This window comes from Amycolatopsis sp. 3B14 (genome assembly GCF_050958625.1).
GTDB lineage: Bacteria > Actinomycetota > Actinomycetes > Mycobacteriales > Pseudonocardiaceae > Amycolatopsis_E > Amycolatopsis_E thermoflava.
In genome coordinates, this window is sequence record NZ_JBHZEN010000001.1 from 1 (window position 1) to 10,712 (window position 10,712).

A 10,712-nucleotide genomic window follows, 5' to 3' on the forward strand; every position below is an offset into this window, starting at 1 on the left:
GGCCGCAAGGTTGGCATGTCATCTCACGCGAGCACGGAGGTTGCGGCCCTGGCTCAAGGTGATCGTTGCGTGTCAGGCGACGGGATGACCACCCAGCTACCTTTGTGTTCGGAGATCAAGTGCGCTTTCAGCGGCCTAGGTAGCCGCCCATCTTTGTGAAGTAGTCGGTGGCCGCCAGTTCCGTGCCGTCTTCGAGGCGGACCTGTTCGATGACCAGGCCGTGGTTCTTGCCGAACCGGGCGTCGGCGCCGGCGACGATCACCACTCCGTCGCCTTCGGGGATGAAGATCCGGCCGGGTGTGCCGCCGTACCGTCCCTTCGAGACGGACGCCTTGGTGATCCGGATGGTCTGTCCCTTGTGGGTGGTGAAGGCGTTCGGGTACGGGTCGGACTGGGCGCGGACCAGGCGGTCGATGTCTTCGGCGGGCCAGGTCCAGTCGATTCGACTGTCCTCGATGGACCGCTTGTGGAAGAAGCTGGCCTTCGAGCGGTCCTGGGGAACCGGCTCGTAATCCCCTGATTCGAGCTTCGCCAGGGCCTCCGACACCACCGGTTCGATGAGGTCGACCGTGCGGTGGAACAGGTCCGTCACCGTGTCACGTGGACCGACCTCGACGGATCGTTGCAGGATGATGTCGCCCGCGTCGAGCTCGTCGTTCATCATGTGCGCGGTTACGCCCACCTCCTTCTCCCCGTTGATCAGCGCCCAGATCAACGGCGAGAAACCGGCGTAGGCGGGCAACAGCGAATCGTGCACGTTGAGGGTTCCCCGGGGCGGCAGGTTGAAGATCTCCGGCGGCAACCAGGTGCGCCAGTTGTTCGCGACGATGATTTCCGGGGCCGCCTGCTTGAGCGCGGCCGTCACATCGTCGTCGGGGCGGTTGCGTTCGATCACCGGAACACCGTTGTCCCTGGCGAGATCCGCGACCGAGTCGGACCAGATCTTTTCGTATGCGTGGTCGCTCTTCGGGTGCGTCACGACGAGCACCACCTCGTGACCGGCGTCCAGCAGTGCACGCAGCGTGCGGTGCCCCCACGTCTGGTAGCCGAACATCGCGACCCGCATCGGTCCTCCTCGTTCCGGGATCAACATCACGCCCGAATGTAGTAGTTAAGCCTCCCCTAACTTAGGTTAGGGTTGCCTCGGTTGTACATCTACGGATAGGACGGGCATGCCAGAACCGCAGGAAGTTCCGGTCTACGACCTGGTCGGGGTCGGCTTCGGCCCTTCGAATCTCGCACTGGCGATCGCCGTCACCGAGCACAACGCCGGCGGCGGGGAGGCGGTCACCGCGCACTTCCTCGAGCGTCAGCCGCGGTTCGGCTGGCACCGGGGGATGTTGCTGGACAACGCCACGATGCAGGTGTCGTTCCTCAAGGACCTCGTCACCATGCGCAACCCGGCCAGCGAGTTCAGCTTCCTGTCCTACCTGCACAGCCAGGGGCGCCTCGTCGATTTCATCAACCACAAGAACCTCTTCCCGCTGCGCATCGAGTTCCACGACTACCTGGAGTGGTCGGCGGCGAAGGTCGACGACCTCGTAACCTACGACCGCGAGGTCGCCGGGATCACGCCGGTTCCGGGCGCGGAATCGCTGTTCGACGTGCGGACCACGGACGGTCAGGTGCTGCGCGCCCGCAACGTCGTGTTCGGCACCGGCCTGCGGCCCAACCTCCCCGAGGGTGTCACGGTCAGTGACCGGATCTGGCACAACCACCAGCTGCTGCACCGCATCGACAAGGTGTCCGACCCCGAACGGTGCATCGTCGTCGGCGCCGGGCAGAGCGCCGCGGAGGTCACCGCGTTCCTGCACGACAAGTTCCCGCGCGCCGAGGTGTGCTCGGTGTTCGCCCGCTACGGCTACAGCCCCTCGGACGACAGCTCGTTCGCGAACCGGATCTTCGACCCGGAAGCGGTCGACGCGTTCTATACCGCGCCGGAGGACGTGAAGCGCCGCCTGATGGACTACCACGGCAACACGAACTACTCGGCCGTGGACCTCGACCTCATCGACGACCTGTACCGCCGCGTCTACCGCGAGAAGGTGCAGGGCGTGCAGCGGCTGCGGATCTTCAACGCGTGCCGCCCGATCGACGTCACCGAAACCGAATCCGGCGTCCGGATGGCGATCGAATCCCTGACCACCGGCGAGAAGACCGTGCTGGACGCGGACCTCGTCGTCTACTCCACCGGATACCGTCCGGCCGATCCGACGTCGCTGCTCGGCGAGCTGGCCGCGAAGTGCCGCCGCGACGAGCAGGGCCGCCTGCGGATCGAGCGCGACTACCGGCTCGTCACCCCGGACGTGAAGGCCGGGCTCTACCTGCAGGGCGGGACCGAGCACTCGCACGGCATCACCTCCTCCCTGCTCTCGAACACCGCGGTGCGGGTCGGCGAAATCCTGCGCTCGATCCTCGACCGCAGGGAACCGTCGTTGGACTGGCCTGCCGAGTACGCGGTCAGTGGTGTGAAAGCCGAGGAGTGGGCGTGACCGAGTACGACGTCGAGGAAACCGGCTCGGTGGCTGAGCCACTGAACCTTGTGACCAGACTGGCGCGCGCCGGGTTCGACGACTACGTCGTCTACGAACGCGACGGCGTGTGGACGTTCGCCGGCGGTGCGCTCGCGACGGTGTCGCTCGACGCCGAGCGAGTGCGCATCTCGTACGGCGACGAGGTGACCGATCGTGCGTGGACCGGGTCGCCGGGCGAGGCGATGCGGTCGGCGCTCGCGGAACTGCCGGTGGAGGGCTGGAACGCCTACGGTCGTGTGCACTTCTCGTTCGCCGGGCTGGTGCCGGGGCTCGGGCTGCGCGGCGCCGTGCCGCCGCCCGGTGAGGTGGTGCGGGTGATCGTGCCGCGCACCGAGGTGCGGCTGGACGGGCAGACGGTCCGCATCCGCGGGGTGGACGCGGGCGAGCGGGCACGGGTGCGGGAGATCCTCGACGCGTCCATCGAGGCCGACTCGCCGCGCGCCGCCGAGGTGGACATCCGGGCGGGCGGCGAGAGCTACCGCGAGCGGGTCGCCCAGGCGGTCAAGGAGATCCGGCAGGGGCAGTACCAGAAGGTGATCCTGTCGCGGGTCGTGCGGATCCCGTTCCCGGCGGACCTGGTCGCGACCTACGAACTGGGGCGGCGCGGCAACACCCCGGCCCGGTCGTTCCTGTTGCGGTTGAACGGCGCCGAGGCTGCCGGGTTCAGCCCGGAGATCGTCGTCTCGGTCGACGGGAGCGGGCGGGTCACGACGCAGCCGCTGGCCGGGACGCGTGCGTTCGGGCGGGGCAGCGAGGCGGACGCGGCCGCGCGGGCCGAGCTCGAATCGGACCCCAAGGAGGTGTTCGAGCACGCCGTGTCGGTGCGGACCGCGCAGGAGGAGATGCGGCGGGTGTGCGTGCCGGAATCGGTGCGGGTCGGGGATTTCATGGGCATCAAGGAGCGGGGCAGCGTGCAGCACCTGGCTTCGCTGGTGAACGGGGACCTCGCGGACGGCCGGTCGGCGTGGGACGCGCTGGAGGCGGTGTTCCCGGCCGTGACGGCGTCCGGGATCCCCAAGCGCGAGTCGCTCGACGCGATCTCCCGGATGGACGACCCGCGCGGGTTGTACAGCGGCTCGGTGATAGCGCTTTCCCAAGACGGTTCCCTGGACGCGGCGCTCGTGCTGCGGGCGGTGTACCAGGAGGGCTCGCAGGCGTGGCTGCGCGCGGGCGCGGGGATCGTCGCGGACTCGACGCCGGAACGCGAGTTCGAGGAGACGTGCGAGAAGCTGGGTTCGGTGGCGCCGTTCGTGGTGCGCGCCTGAAGTTCGGTATCGGCCCCGGGCGGCGCCCGGGGCCGTTGCGCGTTCAGCGGCGGCGCCAGAGGAGCCAGCCGAGGTAGGCGCCACCGAGCGCGGCGGTCGCCACGCCGACCGGGAGCGTCGACGCGCCGGCGACGCGCTGGGCGGCGAAGTCCGCGACCAGCACCAGCAACGCGCCCATCCACGCGGCCGGGAGGATGCCTGCGCCGGCGGCCCGGGTGAGCCGTTTCGCCAGCTGGGGCGCGGTGAGGGACACGAAGGCGATCGGGCCGGCGGCGGCGGTCGCGATGGCGCACGCGGCGGTGCCGACGATCAGCAGGTACACGCGGCTGGGCTCGACCCGCACGCCGAGCGCGGCCGCGGCGTCGTCGCCCATCTCGAGCATGTCGAGGCGGCGGGCGCCCGCGAGGAGCAGCGGGATCAACACGACCAGGGCGATCACCAGCGGCCAGAACTGGGGCCAGCCGAGGTTGTTGAGGCTGCCGGTGAGCCAGACCGTGGCGCGGGCGACATCGGCGATCTGGGCATTGACGATCAGGTAGAAGTTGATCGCCTGGAGGATCGCGCTGATGCCGATGCCGACCAGGACCAGCCGGGAGCCGCGGACGCCGCGCTGCCAGGCGAGGACGTACACGGCGATGGCGGTGACCAGCCCGCCGGCGAGCGCGCCGCCGGAGACGGCCAGGGTGCCGCCGCCGAAGAGCAGGATGACCAGCAGGCCGCCGGTGGTGGCGCCGTAGTTGAAGCCGATGATGTCCGGGCTGCCGAGCGGGTTGCGGGACAGGCTCTGGAACACCGCGCCGCTCATGCCGAGCGCGGCGCCGACGGCCAGCGCGATGAGCACCCGGGGCAGCCGGAGATCGAGCACGGCGAAGTTCGTGATGCGGCTGCCGTTGCCGAGCAGGGTCCGGACGACGTCGAGCGGCGCGACGGAAATCGACCCGGTGCCCAGGGCGAGCACCCCGAAGCCGAGGATCGCGACCGCGAGCCCGACGCAGACGAGGAAACTCCGGCGGTTCGCGGCGCGGGCGGTGAGGCGAGTGGCTGCGCGGGGGGCGGTGGGGAGGTGGGTCATGAGGGAGCCACCTCCTGGTGGTGCGGGTGGGCAGTTGGTGTGCGTGTGGTTGGGCTGCTCGTGTGTGGGGCGGTGTGCGGGTGGGTTGTTCGTGTGCGCGTGAGTGGGCGGCTCGTGCGCGCGGTGGCGTGCGGGTGGGCAGTTGGTGGGGTCGTGGTTGGGCGGCTGGTGTGTGGGGCGGTGTGCGGGTGGGTTGTTCGTGTGCGCGTGAGTGGGCGGCTCGTGCGCGCGGTGGCGTGCGGGTGGGCCAGTCGTGTGCGGGTGCGGGGCCTGGTCATGAGCGGGCCGCCTTCGTGCGGCGCACCAGTGCGATGAACAGCGGCGCCCCGAGCAGGGCGGTCACCACCCCGACGTCGATCTCCTCCTTGGCGATCACCCGTCCCAGCACGTCGGCCAGCAACAGCAGCGCCGGGGCCAGCAGGGCGCAGTAGGGCAGCACCCACCGCTGGTCCGGCCCGGTGATCGCGCGGACCATGTGCGGCACCGCGAGCCCGACGAACACCAGCGGCCCCACGGCGGCCGTCGCGGCACCGGCCAGCAACGTGACCGCCAGGAGCGTCAGTCCGCGCGTCCGGCCGAGGTGGGCGCCCAGCGACTTGCCCGCCTCGTCGCCGAGGGCGAGCGCGTTCAGGGGGCGCGCCAGGAACAACGCGAGCAGCACCCCGGCCACCAGGAACGGCAACACCCGCACCAGGGTGCCGCCGTCGGCGCGCTCCAGCGAACCCACCGTCCAGAACCGCATCTGGTCCAGCGTCTGGGTGTCGAGCAGGGTCATCGCCTGGGTCAGGCCGGTCAGCGCGGCCGACACGGCCGTCCCCGCCAGCGCGAGCCGCACCGGCGACGAGCCGCCCCGGCCGGCGATCACGTACAGCACGAAACCCGCGATGGCAGCGCCCAGGAACGCGAACCACACGAACGCCCGCAGATCGGTCACCCCGAGCACCCCGACCGACAACGCGGCCGCCGTCGCCGCGCCCGCGTTGATGCCCAGCAGGCCCGGGTCGGCGAGGGGGTTGCGGGTCAGCGCCTGCATCAACGCGCCGGCCACGCCCAGCGAAGCGCCGACCGCGATGCCGATCAGCGTCCGCGGCACGCGGATCGACCAGACCACATAGGACGAATCCGAGCCGTCGCGGTGGAACAACGCGTCGACGACCGTCCCGAGTGGAATGGACCGCGCGCCGACCGCGATGCTCAGCGACGCGATGGCCACGAGGACCACCAGCGCGACGACGAGGCCGGCCGCCCTGGACGGCGCCGCCGAGCGCGGCGCAGGCGCTTGACCGGCGCTGGTCCGGGAGGCGGCTCGGGTGGATCCACCGGTGCTCACGGGTGTTCTCCAGGTGCGGGGCGGGCAGTGTGCTTGGGGTGGCCGGTGGTCACGGGGCGTGGGCCGGCGCCGCGGTTGTTGGTGCTGACGCAGCGGGAGCCGGTGTTGGCGCGGTTGTCGTGATTGCCGGTGCTCACCGGGCGTGGGCCGGCGGCGTGGCTGCGGGTGCTCGCCCGGTGTGGGTGGGCGTGGGTGCCGTGGCTGCGGGTGCTGGCGCGGTGTGGGTGGGTGTTGGTGGCGTGGCTGCGGGTGCTGGCGCGGTGTGGGTGGGTGTTGGTGGCGTGGCTGCGGGTGCTCGCCCGGTGTGGGTGGGCGTCGGCCCGGTGGTTGCGGGTGCTGGTCCGGTGTGGGTGGGCGTTGGCACGGTGGCTGCGGGTGCTGACCGGGCGCGGGCGGCCGTCGGCACCGCGAATGCCGGTGGTTACGCGGCGTGGGCCAGCCCCGGCGCCGGCGCCGGGGCCGGCGGTGGCCGCGTGTGGGTGCGCGTGGGCGGCGTGGCTGCCGGTGGTCATGTGGTGTGGGCCGGTGTCGGCACCGCGATCGCCAGCGCTCACCCGGCGATCCGCTTGGCGAGCGCGACCTTCGACACCTTCCCGACCTTCGTCAGCGGGAAGCTGTCCAGCACCTCCAGCCGGTCGGGCAGCTTGTACGCCGCGACGCCGCGCTCCCGCAGGAACGCCGTCACCTCCCGCAGCGTCGGCGCCTCCCCGCGTACCACCAGGAACGCGCACGTCCGCTCGCCCATCACCTCGTCCGGCATCCCGACCACCGCGGCGTCGTGCACGGCCGGGTGCGCCAGCAGGTGGTTCTCCAGCTCCTCGGCCGGGATCTTCTCGCCGCCCCGGTTGATCTGGTCCTTGATCCGCCCTTCGACGACCAGGTGACCGGACGGCAGCGCCCGCACCACGTCCCCGCTGCGGTAGAACCCGTCGGGCGTGAACGAGCGCGCGTTGTGCTGCTCCGCCCGGTAGTAGCCCCGCAGCGTGTACGGCCCGCGGGTGAGCAGCTCGCCGCTTTCGCCGGGCGCCACCGGGTCGCCTTCCTCGTCGACCACGAGCACCTCGTCCGCCGGGCACAGCGGGCGGCCCTGCGTGGTGATCTTCAGCTCGTCCGGATCGTCCAGCCGGGTGAAGTTCAGCAGTCCCTCGGCCATCCCGAACACCTGCTGGAGATCGCAGCCGAGCGTCGAGCGCACCCGGGAAGCGGGCTCCGCGTTGAACTTCGCGCCACCCACTTGGAGCAATTGCAGGCTGGACAGGTCCTCGTCCATGAACTCGGTCGCGTCCATCCACAGCAGCGCGACCGGCGGAACCACCGCGGCCACCGTGACCCGCTCCCGCTCGATCAGCTCGAACGCCGTGTCCGCACTGGGATCCGGCGCCAGCACCACCGTGCCACCGGCGGCCATCGCGCCGAGCAGCCCCGGCGAAGCCAGCGCGAAGTTGTGCGCGGCCGGCAACGCCACCAGGTACCGCGTGTCCGCGGAGAACCCGGACACCTCGGCGCTCGCCCGCGCGTTGTAGAGGTAGTCCTGGTGCGTCCGCGGGATCAGCTTGGGCGTGCCGGTCGTGCCGCCGGAGAGCAGGAACAACGCCACGTCAGCGGAATCCGGCTCCGGCAACGGCACCGGCGACGCGGTCGGCAGCGGCCGGAACTCCGCGTGCTCGCCGACGACGAAAACCTGCCGCACCGACGGCACCGCCTTCTGCACCGTCCGCGCCAGCTCGCGGTAGTCGTATCCGGCGTCGTCGGTGTCTGCGACCACGTACGCGACCGCTTCGCTCAGCTCGCACAGCGGCACGATCTCGCTCTCCCGGTGCGCGGGCAGCGCCAGCACCGGCAGCACCCCGGCGCGCAGGAAAGCGAAGAACAGAGCCACGAACTCGGGCACGTTTGGCAGTTGCACGACGACGCGCTCACCTGGCCGCAGGCCCGCCGACACCAGCCCGGCCGCCAGGCGCGAGGCCCACGCGTCGAGTTCGGCGTAGGTCCAGCGCGCGCCATCGGCGGCCACGAGTGCTACTCGATCTCCGTGCGCCGCGGCGCCCTCGGTCAGCAGGACGTCGAGCGACTGTCCGGTCCAATAGCCTTCGGCGCGGTACTTCGCCGCCAGTTCCTCGGGCCAGGGCACACAGCCGTGCAACATCGTCAGCTCCCTCGATCGCGCGAACTTAGGTTAGGCTAGCCGACGTTACGAAGGGAAGGTGCTCGTGCGGCTCGGGGAAATGGTCATCGACGTCACGCCGCTACGGAGCGCATCCGCGTACCGGCTCGTCTTCGCCGCGCAGACACTCACCGTGCTGACGACGGCGCTCACCAACGTCGCCATCAACCTGCACGTCTACCAGGTGACCGGGTCGTCGGTCCAGGTCGGACTGGTCAGTCTGGTGTTCGGCATCGCGTTGCTGGGCGGGTTGCTCGCGGGCGGGGTGATGGCCGACCGGGTCGACCGGCGCCGCCTGATCCTCACCACGCGGGCGGTTGTCGCGGTCGTGCTCGGCGGGCTCGCGGTCAACGCCGCGATCCCGCACCCGATGCTGTGGTTCGTCTACGTCGCCGCGATCCTCGCCGGCGCGATCAACGGCCTGGGCGGATCGGCGTTGATGGCGGCGATCCCGTCGCTGGTCAAACCGGAGCACCTGACCGCGGCCGGCGCCCTGATCACCGTGACCAGCCAGTTCGGCGCGATGGTCGGCCCGACGGTCGCCGGGGTGATCGCGGCCGGGCCCGGCGTCGCCGCGTGCTTCGCGATCGACGCGCTCGGCTACGTCGCCGCGGTCCTGCTCATGTGGCGGCTGCCCGAGCTGCGGGCGGGCAAGCCGGACGAGGACCACCAGCACCCGTTCCACGCGATCGCCGAGGGTTTCCGCTTCCTGCGGCACAACGCGGTGGTGCGCGGGCTGCTCGTGATCGACCTGTGGGCGATGCTCTTCGCGATGCCGTACGCGCTCTTCCCGCAGATGGGCACGGAGGTCTTCGGCGGCGGCCCGTCCGCGGTCGGCCTGCTCTACACCGCACCCGCCGTCGGCGCGTTCGTCGGCGCGCTGGTCAGCGGCTGGACCGGCCGGATCCGGCACAGTGGCCGCGCGCTCATCGGGTCGGTCCTGTTGTGGGGCTTGGGGGTCACGGCGTTCGGCCTGTCCGGCGAGCTGTGGCTGGGGTTGCTGTTCCTGGCGATCGCGGGCATCGGCGACACGACCTCGGAGATCCTGCGCCGCGCGTTGTTGCAGCACCACACGCCCGACCACCTGCAGGGCCGGGTCAGCAGCCTGTGGCTCGCGCAGGCCACGACGGGCCCGGCCGTCGGCAACGCCGAAGCGGGTCTGGCCGCGCGGCTGCTCGGCCCGGCGGGCGGGATCGTCGCCGGCGGCATCGTGTGCGTGCTCGGCGTTTGCCTGGTCGCGGTGACCATGCCCGGACTGCGCCGGGCCAGCCTGCAAGGAGAACCATGCCACTCGCCGACGTCAACGGCATAAAGATCAACTACGACGACCTCGGCTCGGGCGATCCGGTGGTGCTGGTGATGGGCACCGCGGCGAACGGCCGGGTGTGGCACCTGCACCAGGTGCCCGCGCTCGTCGACGCCGGCTACCGCGCGATCACCTTCGACAATCGCGGAATCTCGCCTGCCGAGCCGGGTTTCACGATCGACGACCTGGTCGCCGACACCGCGGGCCTGATCGAGCACCTCGGCCTCGGCCCGTGCCGCCTGGTCGGCACGTCGATGGGCGCGCAGGTGGTCACCGAGCTGATGCTCGCGCGCCCCGAACTGGTCAGCCAGGCCGTGCTGATGGCCACCCGCGGCCGCCCGGACGCGATGCGCGCGGCGATGGGCGCGGCGGAGAAGGAGTTGCGGGACAGCGAGATCGCGCTGCCCGCGAAGTACGAGGCCGTCACGCGCGCAGTGCAGAATCTCTCACCCCGCACGCTGAACGACGACGCGGCGGTCGCGGACTGGCTCGACATCTTCGAGATGTCGCCGACCCTGTGGACGCCCGGCCTGCGCGCGCAGCTCGACCTCGACATCACCGAGAGCCGCCTGGACGCCTACCGCGCGATCGACGTCCCCTGCCTTGTCATCGGGTTCGCCGACGACCTCCGCTTGCCCGCGTACCTCGCGCGCGAGGTCGCCGACGCGATCCCGTCCGCGCGGTACTTGGAAATCGCGGACGCCGGGCACTACGGATATCTGGAGCGCCCGGACGTGGTCAACGACGCTCTTGTCACCTTTTTCGCCGCTGGACACTCTTAGCATCGCCTTACTAAGGTAAGCCTCAGTTGACCTACGGCACTGGAGGCTTGTGGTGACGAACCCCTTCGACGACGACAACGGGCGCTTCTACGCGCTGGTCAACGACGAGGGCCAGTACTCGCTGTGGCCCACCTTCGCCGAGGTGCCCGCGGGCTGGCGGATCGTGTTCGGGGAGGACAGCCGCCAGGCGTGCCTGGACCACATCGAGGCCAACTGGACCGACATGCGACCGCGCAGCCTGGTCGAGAGCGAGTCCTGA

General features: G+C 70.9%; 9 protein-coding genes. 5 read left to right on the forward strand and 4 right to left on the reverse strand.

Annotated elements, in window-relative coordinates; genetic code table 11:
• Positions 1–127 precede the first annotated feature (127 nt).
• Positions 128–1,066 (reverse strand): methionyl-tRNA formyltransferase, encoded by a 939-nt coding sequence (locus ACCP09_RS00005; protein ID WP_433742352.1) that lies wholly within the window; start codon positions 1,064–1,066, stop codon positions 128–130.
• A 106-nt stretch (positions 1,067–1,172) separates the two neighbouring features.
• On the opposite strand from ACCP09_RS00005, the gene ACCP09_RS00010 reads away from it, so the two are divergent.
• Both ACCP09_RS00010 and ACCP09_RS00015 read left to right on the forward strand, forming a co-directional pair.
• Positions 1,173–2,492: a lysine N(6)-hydroxylase/L-ornithine N(5)-oxygenase family protein gene (locus ACCP09_RS00010; RefSeq protein WP_433742354.1), complete on the forward strand. Its 1,320-nt coding sequence runs from the start codon at positions 1,173–1,175 to the stop codon at positions 2,490–2,492.
• On the forward strand, positions 2,489–3,799 hold the full coding sequence (locus ACCP09_RS00015; RefSeq protein ID WP_431900891.1) for a salicylate synthase: 1,311 nt from the start codon (positions 2,489–2,491) through the stop codon (positions 3,797–3,799). The genes ACCP09_RS00010 and ACCP09_RS00015 overlap by 4 nt, the downstream gene beginning before the upstream one ends.
• Before the next feature lie 43 nt (positions 3,800–3,842).
• On the opposite strand, the gene ACCP09_RS00020 is transcribed toward ACCP09_RS00015, so the two are convergent.
• The 3 genes from ACCP09_RS00020 to ACCP09_RS00030 all read right to left on the reverse strand — a co-directional run bounded on the left by ACCP09_RS00020 (position 3,843) and on the right by ACCP09_RS00030 (position 8,347).
• A complete protein-coding gene (locus ACCP09_RS00020) occupies positions 3,843–4,871 on the reverse strand; it encodes a FecCD family ABC transporter permease (RefSeq protein WP_433742357.1) in 1,029 nt (342 codons plus the stop codon).
• A gap of 274 nt (positions 4,872–5,145) precedes the next feature.
• A complete protein-coding gene (locus ACCP09_RS00025) occupies positions 5,146–6,201 on the reverse strand; it encodes a FecCD family ABC transporter permease (RefSeq protein ID WP_433742359.1) in 1,056 nt (351 codons plus the stop codon).
• A gap of 550 nt (positions 6,202–6,751) precedes the next feature.
• Positions 6,752–8,347, reverse strand: a complete 1,596-nt coding sequence (locus ACCP09_RS00030; protein ID WP_378335400.1) for a (2,3-dihydroxybenzoyl)adenylate synthase — start codon at positions 8,345–8,347, stop codon at positions 6,752–6,754.
• 64 nt (positions 8,348–8,411) lie between these two features.
• On the opposite strand from ACCP09_RS00030, the gene entS reads away from it, so the two are divergent.
• From entS to ACCP09_RS00045, 3 genes are read left to right on the forward strand one after another with little or no spacing between them, the layout of a single operon-like run.
• Entirely contained in the window at positions 8,412–9,677 is a 1,266-nt protein-coding gene (entS, locus tag ACCP09_RS00035; protein WP_378365956.1) for an enterobactin transporter EntS, read from the forward strand.
• A complete protein-coding gene (locus tag ACCP09_RS00040; RefSeq protein WP_027932666.1) occupies positions 9,650–10,453 on the forward strand; it encodes an alpha/beta fold hydrolase in 804 nt (267 codons plus the stop codon). The genes entS and ACCP09_RS00040 overlap by 28 nt, the downstream gene beginning before the upstream one ends.
• Before the next feature lie 52 nt (positions 10,454–10,505).
• Positions 10,506–10,712, forward strand: coding sequence for an MbtH family protein (locus tag ACCP09_RS00045; RefSeq protein WP_191245338.1), 207 nt, complete (start codon positions 10,506–10,508; stop codon positions 10,710–10,712).

What these genes read in the sequence shown, in the direction of transcription:
- ACCP09_RS00005 (WP_433742352.1), bottom strand. Translation starts at nt 1,066, where the DNA reads ATGCGGGTCGCGATGTTCGGCTACCAGACGTGGGGGCACCGCACGCTG.
- ACCP09_RS00010 (WP_433742354.1), top strand. Translation starts at nt 1,173, where the DNA reads ATGCCAGAACCGCAGGAAGTTCCGGTCTACGACCTGGTCGGGGTCGGC.
- ACCP09_RS00020 (WP_433742357.1), bottom strand. Translation starts at nt 4,871, where the DNA reads ATGACCCACCTCCCCACCGCCCCCCGCGCAGCCACTCGCCTCACCGCC.
- ACCP09_RS00030 (WP_378335400.1), bottom strand. Translation starts at nt 8,347, where the DNA reads ATGTTGCACGGCTGTGTGCCCTGGCCCGAGGAACTGGCGGCGAAGTAC.
- ACCP09_RS00040 (WP_027932666.1), top strand. Translation starts at nt 9,650, where the DNA reads ATGCCACTCGCCGACGTCAACGGCATAAAGATCAACTACGACGACCTC.